This window comes from Gordonia sp. NPDC003950 (genome assembly GCF_053605205.1).
This window is the reverse complement of sequence record NZ_JBSGIT010000005.1, coordinates 36,554-62,163: the sequence shown is the minus strand read 5'-3', so window position 1 is coordinate 62,163 and position 25,610 is coordinate 36,554. Positions and strand designations below refer to the sequence as shown.

4 protein-coding genes are annotated in these 25,610 nt (G+C 69.4%); all 4 read left to right on the top strand.

Features of this window, described 5'->3' with window-relative positions; genetic code table 11:
- Nucleotides 1–130 precede the first annotated feature (130 nt).
- From ACWETB_RS05730 to ACWETB_RS05715, 4 genes are read left to right on the top strand one after another with little or no spacing between them, the layout of a single operon-like run.
- Nucleotides 131–3,232 carry an amino acid adenylation domain-containing protein gene (locus tag ACWETB_RS05730; RefSeq protein ID WP_348808638.1) on the top strand — a complete coding sequence of 1,034 codons (3,102 nt, stop codon included), beginning with the start codon at nt 131–133 and terminating at the stop codon, nt 3,230–3,232.
- Entirely contained in the window at nt 3,229–10,836 is a 7,608-nt protein-coding gene (locus ACWETB_RS05725; RefSeq protein ID WP_452209889.1) for an amino acid adenylation domain-containing protein, read from the top strand. Before ACWETB_RS05730 ends, ACWETB_RS05725 begins: the two co-directional genes overlap by 4 nt.
- Entirely contained in the window at nt 10,833–24,176 is a 13,344-nt protein-coding gene (locus ACWETB_RS05720; RefSeq protein WP_452209887.1) for an amino acid adenylation domain-containing protein, read from the top strand. Before ACWETB_RS05725 ends, ACWETB_RS05720 begins: the two co-directional genes overlap by 4 nt.
- Nucleotides 24,176–25,585 (top strand): MFS transporter, encoded by a 1,410-nt coding sequence (locus tag ACWETB_RS05715; protein ID WP_348803804.1) that lies wholly within the window; start codon nt 24,176–24,178, stop codon nt 25,583–25,585. The genes ACWETB_RS05720 and ACWETB_RS05715 overlap by 1 nt, the downstream gene beginning before the upstream one ends.
- Nucleotides 25,586–25,610 lie beyond the last annotated feature (25 nt).

The following is a 25,610-nucleotide window of genomic DNA, read 5'->3' as shown; positions in this document are numbered from 1 at the left end:
CATACACTCGGCGTGAGCACTTTCCCTTGAGCTTAGCCTGCCCTAATGTAGACGCCGCCCGGTGAAAGCCGCGGACCGCCCCTCTTTGGAAAGTCTAACCAAATGAAGGGTAGGCTGCCCTACTATGTCTATGGCCTGCGCTCCGTCCCACGAACCCTCGTTCCCCGCATCGGCGGCGGCGCAGGGCCTGTGGGCCGCGCAGTCGGTCATCGGGCCGTCGCCGGTGTTCACCATCGGCCAGCTTCTCGAGTTCGACACACGGCCCGACGCGGCACGACTGATCGCCGCGGCCACCGCCGCCGCGCGCGAGGCCGATCTACTCTCCGCGCGGTTCTCAGATGACAACGGCGAATTGCGCTTTCACCTCGGCGAGCCGATCGAGGTCAGACAGGTCGATCTCGGCCCGGACCCATCTGCACTGAACTCGGTGGCCACCACGGCGGTTGGCCGGCCGATCGATCCGGCCATCGGGCCGTGCGCCGAGATCTCGGTGCTCACCGCCGGGAACCGCCTCGGCCTGCTCATCGTCGCCCATCACATGGTTCTCGACGCCTATGGGCTCGGCCTCCTTGTTCGCCGCATCGCACGCCTGTACGACAACCTCACCGATGCACGGGCATTGCGTTCGATCACCGACCTCCCCGCCGGGGTGGACGACGCCCGCCCCGGCGACCGCGAGTTCTGGGAGCGCGAACTCGGCGCCGCGAACGGTCCGGTGACACTCGCGAAAGCCCCTCGCGGCCATCGCATCGCGCGCGGTGTCCGCACCGAACGGGTCGTGGTCGGCGGGGCCGGATCGCTCACCCGGACGCCGGCGGTCCTCGCCGCGCTGATCGCGGCCCACTGCGCACGACTCGTCGACTCCGACGAGGTGATCCTGGGATTCCCGATGATGAATCGGCTGGGATCGCCGGCGGCCACGTGCGCGTGCAGCACGGTCAACGTCATTCCTCTGCGGGTGGCGACGCCCCGGCACGCGACCTTGTCCGAGGTGGCCACCGACGTCGCCGGCCGGATCGCCACCGTGAGCGCACACGCCCGCTACCGGGGCGAGGACATCGTGCGCGACCTGCGGCGCCGCGGGATCGACGGTGTCATCGGACCCACCCTCAACATCAAGCCCTTCTCCCCGACGGCCGCCATCGGCGGACACGTGGCGGTCATCCGTTCACTCGCCCGTGGCCCCGTCGTGGACGTGGCGATCACCTGCGCGGACCTCGACGGCGACCTCGAGATCGTGCTGGATGCCGACGCCGATCTCTACGGCAACGCCGACGTCGCCGACATCTGCTCGGGCATCGGTGCTTTCGTCGCGGCCGCAACGAGAGCACCGACGCTCGACGAGGTATCGATCGGAGCGATCGCGATGCCGGACGAACAGTCCGCGGCACGTGCCATCGCCGCCGCCGACGAGGCCACTCGGGGCCCGATCGATCCGACTCCGCTCGTGCAGCGTGTGCTCGCCCACCCCGACGACGCGGTCGCACTGATCTGTGGAGACGAGCGGATCGACGTCGCGACGCTGCGTGCGCGGGTGACGGCGCTGTCGGACGAACTCGGGGTCCTGGCGCCGGAGGATATCGTCGCGGTCGCCCTGCCGAGGGGTGTCGACATGATCGTCGCGCTGCTCGCCGTCCATCACAGTGGTGCGGCATTCCTGCCGCTGGATCCCGGTTTCCCGGCCGAACGGCTGGCCGCGACCATGGCCGACGCCGCACCGGTGGCCGTCATCGAACCGGGCTCCGCCGCAACCGCTGAGGTGCGCGCGCTGACGCCGGCGTCCGCACCGCCGTCGGATCATCGTGGTGTCGTATCGTCAGCGTCGCCGGCACCGGCACCGGAGCACCCGGCATACGTCATCTACACCTCCGGTTCCACCGGCACACCCAAGGGCGTGGTGATCAGCCATCGGGCGTTGGCCAACTTCGGCGGACACCTCGCCGAACTCGTCGGATATCACCCCGGCCGTCGTGTGCTGTCGGTGACCACCATCTCCTTCGACATCGCGATCCTGGAGACGCTGGTGCCGCTGGCCGCGGGTGCGACGGTGATCCTGGCCACCAACGACGACGTGCACGACCCGGCGCGATTGGCCGCGCTCATCCGCACCCACCGGATCGACGTCATGCAGGCCACCCCCTCGCTGTGGTCGGCATTCCTGGAATCCGGCCACGGCAAGGCCCTCACCGACGTCGACGTCCTGGTCGGCGGCGAAGCACTGCCGGCCGACATCGCCGGTGAACTGACGCGGCACGCGGCCTCGGCCCGAAACATGTACGGCCCCACCGAGACCACCATCTGGTCGACGACCGAACCGCTGCGCCGCGGCCAGACCGCCGAGGTCGGCATCGGCACGCCGATCGCGAACACCGGTGTCCGGATTCTCAATTCGGCGCTGCATCCGACCACTGACGGCGATGTGGGCGAGTTGTACCTGTCCGGAGCCGGCCTCGCACGCGGCTACCACGGGCGGCCCGACCTGACCTGCACACGATTCGTCGCCGACCCGTTCGGGCCACCCGGCACCCGGATGTACTGCACCGGTGACCTCGCGCGCCGAGGTCACGACGGGACGCTGCACTGCCTCGGCCGCACCGACCACCAGGTCAAGATCCGCGGCTTCCGGATCGAACTCGGTGACATCGATGCCGCCCTGGCACAGCACCATTCGGTCGAACGAGCGGTCACCGTCGCCGTCGACGGGCGTCTCGTCGGTTATGCCGTGCCGACGCGCGGACATCAGATCGACACCGTCTCGCTGCGCCGGCATCTGGCCGACCGTCTCCCCGACTACATGATCCCGACCGTCATCACCGCCATCGACGAGGTTCCGCTGACACCCAACGGAAAGATCGATCGAACCGGGTTGCCCCGACCCGACTTCGCTGCGCTTGCCGGTGACTCCCGGGAACCGTCGAGCGCCACCGAACACGCACTCGCGCAGGCCTTCCGGGAGGTTCTCGGCCTTCCCGCGGTGGGAGTCGAGGATGATTTCTTCATCCTCGGCGGCGACAGCCTGACGGCGGTCCGCGTGGTGGCCCACGCGGCCCGGGCCGGTCTGAGGATCACCCCGATCGAACTCTTCGACCACCCCACCATCACGCGGCTCGCCACGATCGCCCGGGCCGCCGATCCGAATCACGAGGCATCGTTGCACTCCGAATACACCACCACCACCGCAGATCTCGGCGTCGACGAACTCGACGAGCTGGTCGAGGGGGACCTGCTGTGAGCGCCACCGGTACCGGTGTCGGCGGCATCGAGGACGTCCTGCCGCTGACCGGGCTACAGGAAGCCATCGTCTACCACTCGACCCGGCCGCGGACCGACGGATCCCACGATCCCTACCTCATCCTCGCCGATATCGATCTGGCCGATCACGTCACGATCGATGCCGATCTCCCCACCCGGGTGATCGCCGCCGTCACCACGGTGATGGCACGCCACGCCTCGCTGCGCACCTCCTACACCCGCCGACGCACCGGTGCACCGGTCGCGCGCGTGCACACCGACGTCGCCGCCCCGGTGGAGTTCTGCACGCTCGCCGCCGCCCTCGACCTCGACGCACTGCGGCACCGCGAACGGAACCGCGGGATCACCCTGACCTCGCCGCCCCCGTTCCGTGTCATCCTCGCCGCCGCCGACAACGCCTCCACCGGCCACCACCTGCTGATCGTCGCTCATCACGTCGCCCTCGACGGCTGGTCACTGCACCGGCTCTTCGACGAGATCGTGCGGGCGCTGCGCGACGAGCCGCTTCCGGCACCGGCGGACGTGCGTGACTTCCTGCGCTGGCGGGCGGGCCGACCGGACGGGCTCGAGCGCTGGCGTACCGCCCTGTCCGGTGTGCGGTCCGCCACCCGGCTGCCGTTGCCGGAGATCGACCCCGCCCCACCGGTCGTGGGACACCGACTCGGGACCGCCCGGTCCGCCCGGATGCGTGCGGTGGCGCGTGATCACGGGGCGTCGGTGAACACCCTGATCCAGGTGGCCTGGGCGCTTGTCCTCGCCGATCACACCGACGCCGACGACGTGATCTTCGGTGCCGTCGTGTCCGGGCGCGATCCGGCGGTCGACCGTGTCGACGAGATGGTCGGTATGTTGATCAACACGATCCCGGTGCGGATCCGGATCGATCCGAATGAATCGGTGGCACAGCTGCTTTCGCGTGTTCAGCGGGAACAGCTCGCCCTCCTCGATCAGCATCAGAGCGCGCTGGGTGACATCCAGGCATCCCTTCGCCTCGGTGAGTTGTTCAACTCGGTCGTGGTATTCGAGAGTTTCCCGCGCGGCCCGGTCCGCCCGCACATCGAGGATGAGAACAGCTACGCCGCAACCATTCTCGTCGAGGATGATCCCGACATCCGTATCCTCCTGGAACGGCGGGCACAGGATGGGTGCACGGTGCCTGCGGCCCTTCTCGAACGCTTGATCCGGACGATCGGGGCGATCGTCGACACCCCCCAGGTCACCCTCGCACGGCTGCCCCGCAGCGACGCCGACGCGGACGCCACACGCGGAGTCGAAGGGCCGGCCCCGGCCCCGTTCGTGCCGGTGTCCGATCGGATCGCGGTCAGCGCGCAGCGGGTACCCGAACATGTCGCGCTGCGCGTCGGCGATCATCGCCTGACCTACGCCGAGCTCGAGGCATCCGTCGATCGGATCGCCGCCGCTCTGACCGCACGTGGTATCGGCGCCGAATCGATCGTCGCCATCGCGGTCCGGCGCAGCGTCGACATGGTCACCTCCCTGCTCGCGGTACTCCGGGCCGGTGCCGCCTACCTGCCGATCGACCCCGGATACCCCGCGGCGCGCATCGATTTCATGCTCGGCGATGCCGAACCGGATCTTGTCATCGACGACGTGATGGCCGCGGCTCTCGGCGCGGAGTCCACCTCCGGCACAGCAGGCCCGTATCCGGTGGCGGTCCATCCGGATTCGTCGGCCTATGTCATCTACACCTCCGGTTCCACAGGCACCCCGAAGGCCGTCGTCGGCACGTCTCGTGCGCTCGCCAACCGGATCGCCTGGGCCGCGGAATCCTGGGACGGCGCAGTGGTTCTCGCGAAGTCGTCGATCGCGTTCATCGACGGCAGCACCGAATTGCTCGGTGCTCTCGCCGCCGGCTCGACGGTGATCCTCGCCGACGACACCACCGCCCGCGACGCGACCGCAGTCGCCGACCTGGCCGCGGAGCACCGCGTCGACCAGATCACCGCGATACCGTCACTGGCACAGGCGATCACCGAGGTCGGTGCGACGCCCACACCCCGACGGTGGATCGTATCCGGTGAACCGCTCGTCGCGGCCACCCGGGACACCCTGGCCGCCACCGGCGCCGAGATCATCAACTCCTACGGCTCCTCCGAGGTGGCCGGCGACATCACCATGGGCCGGGTCACCGGCGGAGCGGTCACCGCCGGAACCGCGGTCGCAGGCACCCGCGTGAGCATCCTCGATCATCTGTTGCGGCCCGTCCCGACCGGTGTCGCCGGCGAGATCTACGTCGGCGGTCCGCAAGTGTCGCGTGGGTATCGGGGTCACTCCGAGTGGACCGCGACCGCATTCGTCGCCGATCCGGGCGGATCCGGGAGTCGTCTGTATCGCACCGGCGATCGTGGCCGCATCGACACCGACGGGCGGCTGACGGTGCTCGGCCGCGCCGATCGCCAGGTCAAGATCCGCGGCGTGCGAGTCGAACTCGGCGAGGTCGAATCGGCTATCGCCGACGTCGACGCGGTGCGTGAGGCCACCGTCCGGGCGGTCACCGATGCCGCCGGTGACACCCGGATCGACGCCTACGTCAGCGGTCGGCCCGGGCTGTCGTCCCCCCAGATCACCGCGGCACTGGGCACCTCGCTGCCGGCCGCAATGATCCCGGCGTCGATCACCGTCCTCGACGCATTGCCGTTGACGCCGGGCGGCAAGGTGGATCGACTGGCCCTGCCCGATCCGGCCGACGCCGGATCGACCCGATTGTCACGCGGTCCGCGCACCGACGCCGAGACCGCGGTCGTCGCGGCGGCGACCGCAGTCCTCGGTCGTGACGCCGGCATCGAGGACAACTTCTTCGATCTCGGCGGCCATTCCCTATCCGCGACAAGACTTCTCACCCGACTTCGGGTGGAGGCCGGATCCCGGCTCGGCATCGGCGACGTCTTCGACCATCCGGTGCTGGCCGACCTCGCCGCGCTGATCGACACCGCACCGACAGACACCGATCGGAGCGGGTCGGTGACCGCCGGCCCCATGACGCCACCGGGGCCGGTGCCCGGGCCGCGACCCGATCCCCTGCCCTTGTCGCCGGCGCAGCGTCGGCTGCTCTTTCAGTCCGGTGTCGATGATTCCGCCTATACGGTGGCCTTCGCGGTCCGTCTCGACGCACATCCGGGATCGTCGATCGACGCCGGCGCACTGTCTGATTCGCTCACCGGCATCGTGACACGACACGAGGTGCTCCGCACCCGCATCGTCGGCGAAGTACCCGTCATCGACCCCGCCGATCGGGCGACGGTCACAGTCGTCGAGCATCACGGCGGAAGCGGCGGTGGCGACACCGACGCCCTGATCGCGCGGTTGATGGCCCGTCCCTACGACCTCGCGGCCGACGCCGTTCTGCGCGCCGATCTGATCAGAACGAGCACCGCGTCGGCGATCCTGCTCCTCACCGTCCACCACATCGCCGCCGACGAGTGGTCGGCCCGCCGACTCTTCGACGAACTCGCCGCGGGTTACAACGGCATCACCGTGGCGCCGCCGACCGTCCAGTTCACCGATCACACCGTGTGGCAACTCGACCGGCTGGGCGACCCCGACGACCCGACGTCGCTGCGCGCGAGGCAACTGGGTCACTGGCGGGACATTCTCGACGGCATCGGTGACGAGATACGGCTCCCCACCGACCGGCCCCAGCCGATGGAACCGAGTCACCGTGGCGATCAGATCGATCGCACGGTACCCACCGAACTGGTTGCCGCACTCGACGACCGCGCCGCGACCACCGGCACCACCCGATTCATGCTCGTCCATGCGGCGGTGGCACTCGCACTGTCGGCCTCCGGCGCCGGCGACGACATCGTCGTCGGCACACCGTTCGCCGGGCGCACCACGGCCGCCGCCGAAGAGCTCATCGGCATGTTCGTCAACACCCTTGCATTGCGCACCGACCTGAGTGGCGATCCGACCCTCGGTGAGGTCATCGACCGTATCCGGCGTACCGATCTCGACGCCTACGAGCATGCCGATCTGCCGTTCGACGCCATCGTCGCCGCGTTGACGCCGCCGCGGACGCTGTCACGTCACCCGGTGTTCCAGACGATGGTCCAGTACCGGGACCCGATCGAGGCACCCGACTTCACCGGCCTCGACGCGACACCGCTCTTCCCGCCGACCCGGACCGCGAAGTTCGATCTCACCTTCGAATTCGTCGGTCTGACCGACGGATTGCGCCTGCGGCTGGAGTACGCGACCGACCTGTTCGACCGCGACACCGCCGAACACCTCACCGATCGTGTGCTGTACCTCCTGGAGATGCTCGCCCACCATCCCGACGACCGTATCGCTGCGCTGCGGATGCCGGATGCGCCCGATACCGTTGCAGCACTGCCGATGTCGGCGGCCACCGCCGCATGCGTGCAGCGCCCGACCCTCGACGGTGCGCGCACCCTGTGGGAGGTCTTCACCCGCACCGCCGCCGAACATGCCGACCGGGTCGCACTGACCGCCGGCGTCGACGTGCTGACCTATCGCGAGGTGGAGCGCCGCAGCGCGCACCTGGCCGCCGCACTGATCGCCGACGGGGTCCGCCCCGGTGATCTGGTGGCCCTGCTGCTGCCGCGCGGCGTCGACCAGGTGATCTCGATCCTCGCCATCCTGCGCGCGGGCGGTGCCTACGTGCCGATCGACCCGGACTACCCGGACGAACGCATCTCGACCATCCTCGCCGACGCCCGGCCGGTCGTCATCGTCGACGCCGGGTATCGCGCCCGGGTATCGGTGTCGGATCCAGGTGAACCCGTTGTCGCGCGGCCGGTCCCGGTCACCGCAGATCACCCCGCCTACGTCATCTACACCTCCGGTTCCACGGGCAGACCCAAGGGCGTGACCATCACCCACGGCAACGTGGTGTCCCTGCTGGCGGCGACCCGAGAGGCGATCCGCACCGGCCCGGCGGATGTCTGGACGATGTTCCACTCCTACGCCTTCGACTTCTCGGTGTGGGAGATCTGGGGAGCGCTGTCGAGCGGTGCACGACTGGTCATTCCGGATCGTGCGACCACCCGCTCCCCCGCCGACTTCGCGACCCTGCTGCGGGATGAGCAGGTCACCGTGCTCAACCAGACACCGTCGGCCTTCTACGCCCTCGAGGCCACCCTCACCGAGGTCGACCATGCCGACCTCGGATCGCTACGCCACCTGATCTTCGGCGGCGAGGCCCTCGACGCACGTCGGCTCACCGCCTTCCTGCGCCGTTGGCCCGACGTCCGGGCGATCAACATGTACGGCATCACCGAGATCACCGTGCACGCCACCCTGCTCGACATCGACGCCGACTCCGCGGAACGTTCGGTGGGCAGCGCCGTCGGTGCCGTGTTGCCCGGATTCACCGGTCGGCTGCTGGACGGATACCTCCGTCCGGTGCCGCCCGGGGTGATCGGCGAACTGTACCTGTCGGGTCCGCAGGTGGCCCGGGCATACCTGAACCGTCCGGGATTGTCGGCGGCGCGGTTCGTCGCCGATCCCGGTGGTGGCGGTGGCACCTGCTACCGCACCGGAGACCTGTTCCGGCTCACCGGCGATGGCCGTCTGCGCTCCGAAGGCCGCGCCGACTCGCAGGTCAAGATCCGCGGCTTCCGCATCGAACTCGGTGAGGTGCGCGCCGCCGTCGCCGGGGTGAGCGGCGTGCGCGACGTCGTGGTGATCACCCGCCCCGGCCCGGCGGAGGGCCACCGGCTGCTCGCATACGTCGTCACCGACGGGATCAGCCCAGACGACGTGCGCTCGGCGCTCGCCACGTTGCTGCCCGAGCACATGGTGCCGGTGGCGGTGATCGGTATCGACGCCATTCCGCTGACCACCAACGGCAAGACCGATGTCGCGGCGCTACCCGAGCCGCACACCTCAGGTGTGGCACGCGAGGGTGCCCGAGAGCCGGCCACCGAGGCCGAATCGGCACTGCTGGCGATCTTCGCCGAGACACTGCACCTGCCGGCGTGCGACATCTCGGTCGATGACGACTTCTTCGCGCTCGGTGGTGATTCGATCGTCTCCACCACGCTGGTCAATCGTGCCCGGCGGGCCGGTTGGCGCCTACGAACGAAGGATGTCTTCACCCACCGCACCATCGAAGCCCTGGCCGTGGTGGCCGGACCGATCAGCGAGGGTGACGACGCTGACACGCACTCCGACACGGCACCAGCGGGTTCCGGTGAGGTCATCGCTCTGCTGCCGATCATGCACCGGCTCCGCGAACTGGGTGGGCGGATCGATCGCCACAATCAGTCCGTCGTCGTCGACACCCCACCCGAGGCCACACCCGCGTCGATCACGGCGGCACTGCAGTCGCTGATCGACGCCCACGAGGCACTGCGCATGACCCTGAACGTCATCGCCGGCGACGTGTGGACGCTCACCGCTCGAGCCCCTGGCGATGTCGCGGCCACCGACATCCTCGACGTCGTCCCCCTCGATGCCCACGACACTGTCGCCGACGCGATCGCCGCGGCCTCCGATGCCTGCGCTGCACGGTTGTCGCCGGGTTCGGGCCGGATGATCGCCGCCGCCCATCTGACGCCGACGAATCCGGGCGATCCGGGACGCCTCGTCCTCGTCATCCATCATCTGGCGGTCGACGGGGTCTCCCGCCGCATCCTCCTCGACGACCTCGCCGCCGTGCACGACGCCGGTTCGGCCACCGACACCGCAGACGCAACGAGGCTCGGCGACTTCGCCGCCGCCGTCGCCGAGGCCGCACTCGCCCCGGAACTGCTGGGCGAGGTGGCGCACTGGGCTGCGGTGCTCGCACCGGGAGGCGAGTTGATCCCGGGGTCCCCGGCACGCTCCGGCACTCTCGCGGCACAGCGCAGCCACGTCGTCGAACTCGATCGCGCGACCTCACGGGCGATCGTCACCGATCTGCCGAGCCGTCTCGGGGTCGGGGTCACCTCGGTCTTCCTCGGCGCGCTGCGCATCGCGGCGACCGAGGTCACCGGCGCCGGTGACCTCGTCGTCGACACCGAGCGACATGGTCGCGACACCGAATCGGCCGGTCTCGGTCACCGGGATCTGACCCACACGGTGGGGTGGTTCACCACCATGGCCCCGCTGCGCCTCCCGGCTGCCGACGGCACCGATCCGCGCGCGGCCGTACTGGCGGCAGAACACCAATGGCAGGAGATGCCCTCAGCCGGAGCCGGTTTCGGGATGCTGCGGTATCTGAATCCGCAGACCGCCATGGCGCTGGCCACGCTGCCGTCGGCGAGTGTGCTGCTCAACTACCTGGGCCGCTTCTCGGTGGGCAGCGGCGGTGCGTGGCAGCCATCGGCCGAGTCGTACGCCGTGGCGGCGGCCGCCGACCCGGACCTCGGGGTGGCCCATCCCCTCGAGGTGGAGATCGTGTGCCGCGACGAGGCGGATGGCCCGATCCTCACCGGGACCTTCCGCCATCTCGGCGACCAGATCGACGCCGGGACCGTCGCACGACTCGCCAACCGGTGGCGCACCGCGCTGCAGGATCTGGTCGCGGCCAACCCACCCGGAACCGACGCGTCTCATCACACGGACCAGTCCCCCGCTCAGTCCCCCACGCATCAGCAAACCACCGGAGTGTGTTCGTGACCTCGATCTCCCGCCTGTCCCGCTCGACCGAGTCGACCGGGCGGCGTCATCCCCTCCTGGCCGGACAGCGTGACATCTATCTCGGCATGCAGATCGCCGCCGACCCGACGCTCTACAACACCGGCCTCTACATCCGGATGCCGTCGACCACGGACCCTGATCGCCTGCGGACGGTGATGCGCCAGACCCTCGACGCCGCCGAGGCCATGCGGGCGGTGTTCGCCGAGGAGGACGGCGAACTCACCCAACGACTGCTGTCGATCGACGAATTCGACGTCCCCGTCGTCGACATCCGCGGCACCGATCCGCACGCGTGGATGCAGCGAACCATGGCCCAGCCCATGGATATTCACGCCGGTCCGCTCAGCGACTTCCGGATCCTGCTCGCCGGTGACGAACCGGCGGCACCCCCCACGGCGGTGTTCGCCTTCCTGAAGGTACATCACCTCGTCTGCGATGGAATGGGTCTGGTCTCCTACGCCGAGACCGTCCGCAAGCGCTACGACGCCCCGGCGGATCCCTCATCCGGTGACGGCGGTCGCATACATTCCGGCAGTTGGGCGCTCGGCGACATCGTCGCGGCCGAATCCGACTACCGGTGCGGTCCCGCCTATCTCGAGGACCGTGAATACTGGACCGGGTTGATGGCCGACCACCCCGAGCCGGTTCGACTGCTCGATCAGCAGTTGCCACCGGGGCCGGGAATCACGCACGCCCGCTTCGAGATCGACGCCGACCGATTGGCGGTGCTGCGTGCCCTCGCCTCCCGGGTGGGGGTGCGGCCCGCGGTCATGTTGATCGCGGCGGTGGCGGCCTTCGCCCACCTGCGCACCGGTCGTGACGATCTCGTGTTCGCACTGCCGGTGTCCGGTCGCCTCGACCGGGGGACGCGTTCGGCGCCGTCGATGGTCACCAGTGTGTTGCCGCTGCGGGTGGCGGCGTTCGGCCGTGACCATCTCGCCGACCTGGCCACCCGGGTGGACCGCGCCCTCTTCGGCCTGCTGCCCCGAAGCCGTTTCCGCGCCGAGGATCTCGGTCGTGCCCTCGCCGCCGACGCCGATCCGGCGAGCGGGCCGTACCGTATGTTCGGCCTCGGCATCAACGTCCTCACGAACAGCACACGACAGACCATCGGCGGCGGTGAGGTGAGTGTGCACGCGCTCGCCTCCGGTCCGGTCTCCGACGTCGAGATCCAGATCCAACTGCGCCGCAAAGGGCTTCCCGCCGAGGTCATCGTCCGCGGAGTGGCCGAGGCGGCCATCGAGAGTGCACAGATCGCCACAGCCTTCGACGGTTTCCTCACCGACCTGAGCCACGGGCCCGACGACCGCCTCACGGAGATCGGCGTGAGCGCCGACGACCGCCCGGCGCAGGACAGCCCGATGCCCGCCGCCGGCCTCACGCCGGCCCTGCACCGGCTGCGGATCGCCGAGATCGACCCGGATAGCCTGGCACCGAGCCGCATTCACGTCGACGTTGCGCCGGAAACCGCACCCGGGACGGTCACCGAGATCCTCTCGGCCCTCGCCGCCCGCCACGACGTGCTGCGCACCACGCTGGCCCGACCGGTCCCGATCCTGTGGACGCTGTCCACCGCGCCGGCCGACGGCGCGACGATCCCACTCGACTACACCACCGAGACCGCGTCCGAGCCGGATTCGGCCGCCGCACACCTTCCCCGCGCCACGCTGGACCAGGCGTCGGGCCGACTGACGCTGTGGGTGCACCCAGCACTGGCCGATCCGGTCACCATCGACATCCTGCGCCGAGATCTGACGGCCGCGGCGGACGACCTCGCGCATGGGCGCACGATCGAGATCGATCCGGTTCCCATGTCACTGGGTCGGGCCTCCGCCGCGCTGGCCGCACAGGCCGCGGACCCGTCGGCCCTGCCGCAGTGGCTAGCGGTGCTGGCCCCCGGAGCCCAATTACCGACCCACCCAACCGGTCTTGATGACCCTGCGGACCACGGTGGCCCGGTCTGCGTCCGTCGCCCGGTCGACGTCACCGTTGCGCCGGACCCGGCGGAGATCGCCGGCGTGGTGTGCTCCGCCCTCGCGCAGCACCTCGGTGAGCGCCTCGGAAGCCACCTGCTCGTCGACGTGGTCACCGACCTGCGACCGGCGGGTGCCGAGCGCACCGGCGGGCCGTTCCGGGGCGTCACACCCACCCGCATCGCCGTGTCCGATGGCGCGACCACCGCGGTGCCCGGCCCGGCCCTCGATATCCTGCGATACCTGTCTCCACAGGTGGCGGCCTCGCTGATGGCGGCACGGAGCGCCGGTGACATCGTCGATCCGGACGTGATCGTCGGCGACCACGGACTGCCCACCTCGCATGCGGTGTCGGTGGCGGTCCGTCCCGCCCGGACCGATGACGGCGCACCCACGGCCGCGGGATGGGAGGTGCGAGTCCGTATCGATCCCGCGCGGGTCGAGGATGCGAGGCGTCTCGCCGACGCCGTGGCGGGTGCCGTCGTCGGATTCGCCGAGGACCGCCTGGTCGATCTGGACTCCGAGTCGCTCACGGAACTGGTTGCCGCACATGGTGACATCGCCGATGTCTGGCCCCTCACGCCCCTGCAGGAGGGGCTCTACTATCAGGCCCGGATGGATGCCGACGCCGACATCTATACCGCCCAGTTCTGGCTGGATTTCGGTCATCGCATCGAGGCCGCGGAATTGCGTCGGGCCGCGGGCACCCTGCTGGACACCAACCCCGAGTTGCGGGCCGCATTCGTCGAGGTGGACGGCCGGCCCCTGCAGGTGATCGCCGCCGTCGTCGAACCCGATGTGACCGAGATGGATCTGTCGCAGCACTCGGCCGCCGATGCCGAGCATCGCCTCGCCGAGTTGCTCGCCGAGGACCGCGCCACCGGGTTCGCCCTCGACCGGGCACCGTTGTGGCGGATGCGTCTGGTGCATCTGCCCGGCGATCGTGACCGTCTGGTGGTCAACCGGCGATTCCTGTTGTGGGACGGCTGGTCCGGTGGCCTCTTCGTGTCCCGACTGCTCGCGCACCTCAACGGCAGTCCGATTCCGGTGCGGGAGGCGTCACTGCGCGACTACCTCTCCTGGCTGGCCCGTGGCGCCGACGACGCCGATGCGGTGGCGGCGTGGATCGCCCACCTCGACGGCTACGACGAGCCGGCGTTGATCGCACCTCGCGGCACCACCGCGACCACCACTCCGCGCGCCCCCCGACGCATCGACGTCGACCTCGGCGCGGAGTTCTCCGAACGGCTGCGCGCCGATGCCCGCACGGCCGGCGTCACGCTCAACACGGTGCTGACCGCCGCTCTCGATCTGACCCTGTCGCGCCAACTCGGCCGCACCGATGTCGCGTTCGGTTCCACGGTGGCCGGCCGACCCCCCGAGGTGCCGGGCATCGACACCGTCATCGGCCTGTTCCTCAACACAGTGGCCGTCCGCACGGTCCTGCGACCCGACGAGACTGTCGCAGAACTGTTGCGCCGCATGCAGGATCAACGTGTCGAGATGATGGCCTATGACCATCTCGGCCTCAACCGGCTCCAGCAGGAGACCGGGCACCCGGTGCTCTTCGATGTGCTCTACGTGTTGCAGAACTTCCGGACCGAGGACGAGGAACGCACGCAGTCGGCGTTGCACGACGTCATCGGCGAGGGCAGTCTCGATCACACGCACTATCCGGTGGCGCTGGTGGTCACCCCGTCCCGCAACATCCGGTTCCGGTTGGAGTACCGCGACGACCTGATCGACGAGACCACCGCGCTCGCACTTGTCGCGCGTTTCCGCCGGGCGCTGGATGGTATCGGCACCCACCTCGACGCACCGGTGGCCGCGGTGGATCTGAGCCTGCCCGGCGACACCGGCCTCGCCGGCCCGCTCCACGAGCTACCCGACGTGACCGTGTCGAACCTCCTGGGTGAACGCGCCGCGACAATCCCCGACGCCGATGCACTCTTCTTCGAGAACCGGCGGATGACCTACGCCGAACTCGAATCCGAGGTCGACCGCGTCGCCCACATCCTCTCCGATCACGGCGTGGGTGCCGAAACCGTTGTCGCGCTGGCCATTCCCCGCAGCATCGACACGGTTGTGGCGTTGTTCGCGATCCTGCGGGCCGGCGCCGCCTATCTGCCCCTGGAACTCGATCATCCCGACGAGCGGCTACGCACCATCATCGACGACGCCGCACCGCGAATCATCCTGTCCCACAGCCGCGTCGGCGAACGATTCGCCGACACCGGGGTGCCGATCCTGACCATCGACGACCTGCCCGCGCCCGACGAGCCGACCTGGACCACACCCCGGGTGCATCCGGACTGGCCGGCGTACGTCATCTACACCTCCGGTTCCACCGGGAAACCCAAGGGTGTCGTCACGCCGTACCGCGGCCTGACCAACATGCAACTCAATCACCGGGAGAAGGTCTTCGAACCGGCCATCGAGGTGGCCCGCTCGGCGGGCATCACCGGACGACTGCGCATCGCGCACACCGTGTCCTTCGCGTTCGACATGTCCTGGGAGGAACTGCTCTGGCTCGTCGAGGGTCACGAGGTGCATGTCTGTGACGAGGATCTACGCCGCGATTCGACTGCGCTGGTGGCCTATTGCGCTGCGCACCGCATCGACGTCATCAACGTGACACCCACCTACGCCGCGCAGTTGTTCGCCGACGGTCTGCTCGACGGCAACGCCGGCGACGTGGCCGATCATGTGCCGCCGCTGGTACTGCTGGGCGGTGAGGCCGTCGGAGAGCCCGTCTGGACGCGGCTGCGGGAGAACCCGAAGACCTTCGGCTACAACCTGTACGGGCCCACCGAGTACACCATCAACACGCTGGGCATCGGCACCGACGAGTCGCCGACCTCATCGGTGGGCACCCCGATCTGGAACACGCACGCCCATCTGCTCGACGGCTGGCTGCGGCCGGTGCCCTCGGGGGTCGCCGGTGAGCTCTACATCAGTGGTGCCGGATTGGCGCGCGGTTACCTCGGCCGTGCGGATCTGACCGCCGAACGTTTTGTCGCCGACCCGTTCTCCAGCGGCGGACGGTTGTATCGCACCGGCGACCTGATGCGTATCCGCGCCGACGGCAACCTCGACTTCCTCGGGCGCACCGACGATCAGGTGAAGGTTCGCGGATACCGCGTCGAACTCGCCGAGATCGAGACCGCCCTCACCGCACTCGTCGACGTGGCATCGGCCGCCGTGGTGGCCGCCGCCGACCCCGGCGATCCGTCGGTCAAACGTCTGGTCGCCTACGTCATCCCCACGGATCCGTCGGCCGGTGTGGACTTCACCGACATCCGGCGGCACCTGGCGACCCGGCTACCCGACTATATGGTGCCGACGCTGTTCGCCGCGGTCACCGAATTCCCGATGACCGTCAACGGCAAACTCGACGTGCGGGCCCTTCCCGAGGCGCGCCCGGCCACCACCCATCGTGAGCCGCAGACGGAGATCGAACGGCAGCTGTGTGCTGTGTTCGCCGATGTCCTCGGCACTGCCGACCCGGTGGGCGTCGACGACGACTTCTTCGAACTCGGCGGCCATTCGATGTCGGCAATGCGGCTGGTGTCGGCGGTCCGTTCGGAACTCGGTGCACAACTGTCCATCAGAGACCTGTTCGAGGCCCGCACCCCCGCCGACATCGCCCTGCGAGTCCACCGAACCGGCTCGGCCAGTGACATCGTCGTCGGCGCCCGACCCGACCCGCTGCCCCTGTCGCCGGCGCAGGAACGGCTGTGGGTGCTGCATCGCCTCGACCCCACCGACACGTCGTATCACTACGGGCACGTCGTGCGGCTGCATGCGGCGATCGATCCGTCGGCGTTGCGTGCGGCGGTCACCGACCTGCTCATACGTCACGAAAGCCTGCGCACGGTCATCGTCGAATCGGCGACAGGTGAACCGTCCCAACGAATTCTGGACATCACGGAGATCCCCGATGTCGTCGAGGTCACCACCGTCACCGCGCCGGCCGACGAACTGGATACCGAACTGGGCGAACGGGCACGCGAGACACTCACCCGCCCCTTCGATCTCGCCGCGCAACCACCCATCCGGGTGCGCCTGGATCGGGTGGCTCCCATCTCCGATGCATCCGGCGGGAGCGGTGAGACCGCCGGCGTCCTCACCATCGCGATGCATCACATCACGACCGACGAATGGTCCGACCGACCGCTGTTGACCGACCTCACCACCGCCTACGCGGCACGGTTGGCCGACGCGACACCCTCATTCGCGCCACTGCCCGTCCAATACGGCGATTACGCAGTGTGGCAACGCGATCGGGTGGACGCCGTCGGCGCCGGTCAGCTCGATTTCTGGGCGCAGACCCTGTCCGATCTCCCCGACGAGTTGCCGCTGCCCCGGGACCGGGCGCGACGTCCCGGGGCAGCCGGTCCCGCCGCCACGGAGACGGCGACCATCGACGCCGTCACCCGCCGACGCCTCGCCGATGTCGCCGCCGCACACGGCGCCAGCATGTTCATGGTGGCCCAGGCCGCCGTCGCCACCCTCCTCCACCGCGAAGGGGCCGGCGACGACATCCCGCTGGGAAGCCCCATCTCCGGCCGCAACGACCCGGCCCTCGAGGACCTCATCGGTTTCTTCGTCGACACGCAGGTGATGCGTATCGATGTCGGTGGTCGTCCGGCATTCGGTGAACTGATCGATCGGGTCCGCGAGGTCGACCTCGCGGCCTTCGACAATCAGGACATCCCGTTCCAGCGGGTCGTCGAACGGCTCGCACCGTCACGGGTGTCCGGACGCAACCCGCTGTTCCAGGTCAGCGTGTCCTACCTGCCGCTCGACGGAGTCCCCGACCAATTCCTCGGGGTTCCGGCGACCTTCGCTCCGCTCACCTCGGTGGCGGCGAAGTTCGACCTCGCCTTCACCTTCGTCGACGCCGCCGACAGCGGTGAACTGACCATCGGCCTCGAGTACGCGACCGCCCAGTTCGACCGCGCCACCGCCCGGGCACTGCTCAATCACCTCGCCCGGGTCATGGAGGCGGTGGCCGCCGATCCCGATCTCGCACTCGATCGCATCGCGCTGCTCGACGCGGCCGACCTCGACGCCCTGCGTGGTGCCGAACGTGGCGGTGACCCACGGGCTCCCACCGGTGACGCCGGCAGCTCCACGCTTGTCGACCTGCTCGATGCCGCGGCGCGGGCCACCCCGGACGCGCCGGCCCTGACCGACACCGCGGGCAACGTGATGACCTACCGGCAGTGCCACGGCGCCGCCCGACGGATCGCGGCACGACTCGGCGCGGCCGGCGTCGGACCCGAATCCATTGTCGCGGTGATCATGTCCCGCAGCATCGGCCAGCTCGTCGCCCTGCAGGGGGTGCTGTATTCCGGTGCCGCCTACCTGCCGATCGACGCGGATCTGCCCGACGCACGTATCGCCGATATCCTCGATGACGCGACGCCCGCCGTCGTCCTCCTCGACGACGCCACGCGGCACCTCGCCACCGCCCGTCCGGTGCTGGTTCTCGACGGGCTCGGCGGTATCGCCGAGGACGGCCCCACCGCTCACCCCGATCACCACCGGGCCCCCGCGTCGGTGGTCACAGCATCGACGGTCACACCACCGACGATTCACCCCGACCATCCCGCCTACGTCATCTTCACCTCCGGTTCCACCGGACGTCCCAAGGGTGTCGTCGTCAGTCACCGCAGCGTCGTCAACGTGCTGCGGTGGCGTCTGGCGACCATCCCCGGCGGCTTCGGTGCCGGGAATCGGATGCTCGTCAAGACCCCGGCAGGCTTCGATGGTGCCGTGTGGGAACTGTTGCTGCCCTTCGTATCCGGTGCCGCTGTGGTGGTGGCCGAAGCCGATGCGCAGCGCGACCCGCGTCGGCTCGCGCGGATCGTCGCCGACCACGCGGTCACGGCTGCGGTGTTCGTCCCGTCGCTGCTCGACCTGTTCGCCGAACACCTGCCCGAGCTGGCGACGATGCGACACATCATCGCCGGCGGCGAGGCCCTGACCACACCGTTGGCCACGCGAGTCGCCGCCGCGGCACCGCAGATGGCGTTGATCAACGCCTACGGCCCCACCGAGACGACCGTCGTCGTCACCGATCAGGTGGCCAATACCGACGATTCGGCGACTCTGCCGACGATCCCGATCGGTACCCCGATCGCCGGAACCGACCTGCTGATCCTGGATGCGGCCCTGAACCGGGTACCCGACGGTGTCCTCGGGGAGCTCTACGTGCGTGGAATCCCGGTCGCCCGTGGATATCTCGGACGCAGTGGACTGACCGCCGCGTCGTTCGTGGCCGATCCGACCGGAGAGATCCCCGGCGCACGCCTCTACCGCACCGGCGACCTCGTCCGCCGCCGCGCCGGCATTCTGGAGTACGCCGGACGCGCCGACAGTCAGGTCAAGGTGCGCGGCAACCGCATCGAACTCGGCGAGATCGAGGCAGCATTACGGGCCGTCGACGGGATCGCCTCGGGCGCCGTCGCCGTCGACGCCGATCGTCTCGTCGGGTGGGTGGTACCGGAGGATTCCACGGCCACACCCACCGACGTGACCGCGGCCGTCACCGCCGCGTTGTCGCGGCGGCTGCCGCCCTACATGGTGCCCGCGCCGATCATGGTGGTCGCCGCACTGCCCCTCAACCACACCGGCAAACTCGACCGTGCGGCGCTGCCTGCGCCGGAGATGACGGCCGCGGTCGGCACCGCACCCCGGACCGACCTCGAGTCCGACCTTGCCGAGATCTTCGGGGAGGTCCTGGGCCACCCGGTCACCGACGTCCACGCCGACTTCTTCTCGCTCGGCGGTCATTCCCTGCTCGCGATCAAGGTGCTCAACCTGGTGCGCTCCACCCTCGGGTACGACGCCGAGCTGCGGGTGCTGTTCGACGCGCCCACCGTGGCCACACTCGCCGAGCACCTCTCCTCGGGAGTGGCCACCGCGGCCGCGCCGCTGCCGGAGTTGGTGCGCCGCACCGATTCCGCACCGATCTTGTCCTACGGGCAGGAGCGGATGCTGACACTGCACACCCTGGCCGGACCGACCACCACCTACAACGTGCCGCTGATGTGGCGTCCGGGTGGGCCCACCGGGGCCGCCGAGCGCATCGACATCGAGGTTCTCCGCGCGGCCGTGGCCGATGTGGCCGATCGCCATGAGGTCCTGCGGACCCGTTATCCCGATCAGCAACCGCACCTCGTCGACGAACCCGACATCGTGGTCGAGCATGTCGACGATCCGGCCGATCTCACCCGTTCGAGTGCGCACGCCTTCGATCTGGCCGCCGAGATCCCGATCCGGGTGGCGGCCACCGACGACGTGGCGGTGGTGACGATCCACCACATCGCCACCGACGAATGGTCGGCGCCACCGCTGCGCGCAGACCTGACCACCGCGTATCGGGCCCGGCAGGCCGGCGCCGCACCACAATGGGAGCCCCTGGGGCTGCAGTACTCCGACTTTGCTTCGTGGCAACGCGAACTCATCGACGGCGGGCGGGGTGAGCGGCAACTCGACCACTGGCGTTCGGCCCTCGAAGGGCTCCCCGACGAACTGGCGTTGCCCTACGACCGCACCCGGCCGCCGCGACCCAGTGGGGCCGGCGACGGTGTCTTCCTGGCCCTCGAACCGCACCTGGTGACCGGGCTGCGTGCCCTGGCGTCGGCCACCGGAACGTCGATGTTCATGGTGATGCGGACCGCGGTCGCGGTGTTGCTGTCGCGGCTCGGTGGCGGCACCGATATCCCCATCGGCACACCGGTGACGGTGCGTTCGGATGCGCGTCTCGACGATCTCGTCGGCTTCTTCCTCAACACCCTGGTGTTGCGCACCGACCTCGGCGGCGACCCGACCACGCGTGAACTCCTCGCACGGGTTCGCACCAGCGATCTCGACGCCTACGGCAATCGGGACATCCCGTTCGAGCGCGTCGTGGAAGCCGTTGCACCACAACGATCCACATCGATGAACCCGCTGTTCCAGACGATGGTGGTCTACGTCGACGGAATCCTTCCGGACCTCGACGGGCAGGTCTCACTTCCCGCGCCGACCACCGCGAAGTTCGATCTGTCCTTCGATTTCACCGAGGACACCTCACGTGGTGACGCGCGGGTCGGCGGAGTGATCGAATACAGCACCGACCTGTTCGACCGGACCACGGTCGAGGCCATGGCGGCGCGGTTGACCGGCATCCTCGAGTTCATGGTGGCCGACACCGATACGCCGCTGCGCCGGATGGACATCCGCACCGCCGACGAACATCGCTCACTGTTCCACCCGGCCACCGAAGCGCCCACCACCGTCGCCGATCTGCTCGATCGCGCGACCGAACCCGACCGACTCGCCCCGGCACTGCGCGGGCCGGACGGCCGACGCAGCTTCGGTGAACTCCACGACCGTGTCCGCCTCATCGCCGGACGGCTCGCCGTAGCCGGCATCGGACCCGAAGACGTTGTGGTGGTGCGACTCCCGCGCGGGGTGGCCGCGCTGGAGGTGATCTTCGGTGTGCTGTACTCCGGTGCCGCGTATCTGCCGATCGAGCCGGACACTCCCGACGATCGGGTCGCGGCGATGGTGGACGTGGCGCGTCCGGTCCGGGTGATCGACCGCCTCGACGACGAACTCCTCAACCCGGCAACAGAATCCGAACTCGCGACGGCGTTCCGGCCGTCGGCGGGTGCACGGCCGTTGCGACCGGAGCACCCCGCCTACGTGATCTTCACGTCTGGTTCGACGGGAACGCCGAAGGGTGTGGTCATCCCCCATCGGGCGCTGGCGAATCTCTTCGCAAGTCACCGACGGATGCTGCACCAACCGGCGCGTCGACGCACCGGGCGCAGCAGGCTGCGGGTCGGGCATGGCTGGTCGCTGGCCTTCGACGCGTCGTGGCAGCCACAGCTGTGGCTGCTCGACGGCCATGAGGTGAGCATCGTCGACGCCGACACCCAGCGCGACGCCCAGGCGCTCGCCACCCAACTCGTCGACGAGGCGTGGGACTTCCTGGAACTCACCCCGTCGCACCTCGCCGCCCTCGGCGGCGCCGAGACCACCATGGCCGCCATCGGTTTCGGTGGCGAAGCGGTCGCACCCGAGCAGTGGCAGCGGTGGCGGGATCTTCCCGACTCCGACGCCTATAACCTCTACGGACCGACCGAGGGCACCGTCGACGCCCTCGTCGCGCGCGTCGCCGACACCGAGCGCCCGGTGATCGGCCGACCGGTCGACGGGATGCGGGCCTACATCCTCGACGACGTTCTCGTCCCGGTGGCCGACGGCGTCGATGGCGAGCTGTATCTGTCCGGGGCCGGGCTGGCCCGCGGGTACCTGGGCCGCGGTGACCTGACGGCCGAGCGTTTCGTCGCCGATCCGTTCACCGCCGACGGGTCCCGGATGTACCGGACCGGCGACACCGTGCGGTGGACGAGTACCGGTCACATCGAATACCGCGGTCGCGGCGACGATCAGGTGAAGATCCGCGGTCACCGGGTGGAACTCGGTGACGTCGAGGCGGCACTGATCGCGGTCGGCGGGGTGTCCACCGCGATCACGGTCGAGCGGTCGAATCGGCTGATCGCCTACGTCGTCGCCGACGCGCCGGAGGGCGAAAGCTCCGGCGGCGCGCCGGATCCGGCCGGTCTGCGGACGGCCGTCCGCGCGGTGCTGCCCGACTACATGGTGCCGGCGGCCGTCGTCGTCCTCGATGCGCTACCGACACTGCCCAACGGCAAGATCGATCGCCGGGCGCTGCCGGAACCGCACGTCGAACGCTCGTTGCGGGCACCGACGAACCCTGCCGAACGCCGAATCTGCCGCGCGTTCACCGAGGTGCTGGGCCTCGACGCCGACGACGTCGGCGTCGATGACGACTTCACCGAACTCGGTGGTGACAGCATCGTGGCGATGCAGCTGGTGGCGCGGCTGCGGACAGACGGTTTCGTCGTCGGCCCTCGGGACGTGATGTCGCACCGCACCACCGCCGAGTTGGCGGCACATCTGCACACCGTCGACGGGCCGGTGCAACCCTTGCCGGTGGTGTCCTCCGGTCCGGTACCCGCGACACCGATCATCCGGTGGCTGCAGGAGGTCAGTGCCGGCGATGCCGAGGCCGTCGCCGGGTTCCATCAGTCGGCGTTCCTGACGGTCCCAGCGCATCTGGATGTCAACGCCCTGAGCACCGCGTTGGGCGCACTGGTGCATCGTCACGCGATGCTGCGCGCACGCCTGGTCGCCGACGAATCACTGTGGCGATTCGAGATACCGGAGACCGCACCCGCGGTGGAGGTGATCACCGAGGCCGTTGCGGATGTGAACCCACGGGTCGTCGAGGACATCGCCCGCCGCACCCGCGATCGCCTGAATCCCGTTGCCGGAGCGATGTTGTCAGCCAGCTGGATAGATCGTGGGGACGAGCCGGGGCGGTTGCTGCTGGCGATCCACCACCTCGTCGTCGACGGTGTGTCCTGGCGCGTACTCGTCCCGGAGGTGGTCGCCGCGTACTCGCAGATCGTGGCGGGCGACGCGGTGTCGCTGGGGCCCTTGCCGCCGGGATTCGGTTCGTGGGCAAGGGAACTGGTGACACTGGATCGGTCCGAGGAACTCCCGATGTGGCGGAACCTCACCGATTCGGTTGCGGCGCCGCCTTTCTCACGACCGATCGATCCGCGCACCGACCGCGAGGCCGATGCCGGCCGGTACCGGGTGACCGTCGACACCGACGTGGCCCGCGACCTGCTCGGCCCGGTTCCCGCCCGCCTGGGTGTGGGCGTCGACGAATTGCTGCTCGGTGCGCTCGGAGCGGTGCTGGCGCAGCCGACCCTGATCGATCTCGAAGGCCACGGCCGCGAGGAGCAGGCGGTACCCGGTGCGGACCTCACCGGTGGCGTCGGCTGGTTCACCGCGGTCCATCCGGTGGTGGTGGGAAGCGCCGGCACCGTCGCCGAGGAGGCGCGTGCGTTGAATGATCAGCGCGCCACCATCCCGGACGGCGGCCTCGGTCACGGCCTGCTGCGCCACGTCGCCGGTGCTTCGCTGCCCGGCGCCGCCATCGAGTTCAACTATCTGGGCCGCTATCGGTCCTTCGAGTTCGATGGCTGGGGTATGGCGCCGGAGTCGGCGGACGTCGGACCGGGCGAACGGATGCCCGCGTCCTACGGTCTGATCGTGAACGTCACCACCCTCGACGGTCCGGACGGACCACGTCTGGTGGCGACCTGGGTGTGGCAGCCGGGTGTGGTCGACGAGGATACGGTGACGTCGTGGGCGGATCGCTGGGTGGCGGAGTTGACCGCCGCGACAGCCGCCTCCGGCGCTCCGACGGACACCGTGAACACCGTGAACACCGATGAGGGAGAACACTGATGGCCGGGCGGGCCCGAGGACTGCTGATCGACATCACGCCCCTGCGGGTGTCCCCGCCGTTCCGGCGGATCTTCGTTGCCCGACTGATCTCGTTGGTCGCCATCGGGATGCTGCTGGTGTCGGTGCCGGTGCAGATGTATGACCTCACCGGATCGTCGGCGCAGGTCGGTGCGGCGACCGCGGTCACCGGGATCGCCACCTTCGTGGGCATGTTGCTCGGCGGTGTCCTCGCCGACCGGTTCGACCGCAAGCTGCTCATCCTGGCCGGCCGCGCGGCGGCCGCGCTCTCGTTTGCCGGATTGGCGGCCAACGCCTTCGGCGTCTTCGGCGGCTCCGCGTCGGTGGCCGTGCTCTACGTGCTGGCGGTGGTCGACGGTCTGATCGGCGCATTGTCGACGTCGGCGTTGATGGCCGCGGTCCCGACGTTGATCCCTCGTCGGCACCTGGCGGCCGTCGGAGCGCTGGGATCGCTGACGGTGCGCATCGGTACGGCGGTGTCACCGGGCATCGCGGGCTTCGTGATCGGTGCCGCAGGTGTCGAATGGGCGTACACCGTCGCCGCGGTACTGGCCTCCATGACAGTCCTCATCATCAGCGGATTGCCCTCTCTGCCACCGCATGCCCCAGTCCTGGAGGACGCGGCCCTTGATGACACGGCCCACGATGACACGGCCCTCAATGACACGGCCCACGACGACGCGGCCCTCGATGACGGCGGCCGCCCGCAGCCGACGGCCCAGACACCCACGGCCGATCGGGCCGAGGTCACCGATTCCGCCGACTCCCCTGCCACCACGGTTCCGCTGTGGTCCTTCCTCCGCAGTGAGCGCATCGTCGGGGCGGTGATGGTCGTCGGTGTGCTGGCGATGTTCGCACCCGGCGTGGTGGCGTTGCTGCCGGCGCTGGTCGCACAGCGATTCGACGGCAACGCGTCGATCACCGGCCTGCTGTTCGCGGCGGTCGCGACCGGTGCGATGGTCGCAGCACTGACCAGCGGGTGGCTCGGGTCGGTACGTCGACCGGGAGTTCTCCTCCTCGGCTGCCTCATCGCAACCTTCGCGCTCCTGGCCGTGTTCGGTCTGACCGCCTACGCGTGGCTCGCCATCGCATTGCTCGTGGTGATCGGATTCCTGGAGGCCATTCAGGAAGTGTTGCGCTACATGCTGATCCAGCAGCACACACCCGGGCCGCTACTGGGCCGGGTCAACGGTATCTGGATGGCCCAGGAGGTCGGCGGTGTCACCGTGGGCGCCTTTGTCGCCGGCGCATTCGGGTCGATCTGGGTGGCCTCGGATGCCGTCGTCTACTACGGCCTGATGCTGCTGGCCGCCGCCATCGTCGCGGCCGTGGTGTTGCGGTCGCTGGTGACGCTGCGCCAGGAGGTGCCCGCGCAGACGCCTGTCGGCTGAGGCCGCTGAGCGTGAGCCGAACCCG